This window comes from Flavonifractor sp. An306 (assembly GCF_002159455.1).
GTDB lineage: Bacteria > Bacillota > Clostridia > Oscillospirales > Oscillospiraceae > Flavonifractor.
In genome coordinates, this window is record NZ_NFIQ01000270.1 from 1 (window position 1) to 537 (window position 537).

Below are 537 nucleotides of genomic sequence, written 5' to 3' on the forward strand. Positions count from 1 at the left end.
TGATTTCATCGATACAGCGGATCATGCCCAGTTCCAGACTCCGGCAGGAGGCAGCGTTGGGGATGCGGTTGTCCAGACGCATCAGATCCACCGTCCAGCCGCCTATGTCCGCCACGATGACGGACGGCTCGTCCAGCAGCTCCGTCTGGGTCAGGACGGCAGCATAGCCCTGGGGAAACAGGGACACCTCTTGGATGGTGATGGTATAGTCCTGCCCCTCATAGCGAAAAGGAATGGCGCTCCCATCCCGGTACAGATACGAACGGAAGGACTTCTTGTCCCGGCCAAAGCTGGTCAGGGGCAGGCCCGCCGCCAGGTGGATGCTGGCGGTGTGCTCCGCACCCCGGTGCTCCAGCTCCTTGGCGATGGCTGCCAGGGTAAGCAGATAGTAGTCCTCTGTTTGGGTCTTGTCTCTCTGGAGGGGCTGGCGACCGCTGCCCACCACATAGTATCTGCCGCCGTATTCCAGCACATCTTTCTGGGTGTACGGCTCATGTTCATATTCCACCAATCCGGTGGGGAACGAAAAGTGTACAG

General features: G+C 59.8%; 1 protein-coding gene. It reads right to left on the reverse strand.

Translation table 11 applies throughout. The annotated features are described in order from the left end of the window. Positions 1-537, reverse strand: a 537-nt coding sequence (locus B5F88_RS20075) for a ParM/StbA family protein (protein WP_140402252.1), incomplete at both ends; no start/stop codon positions are given.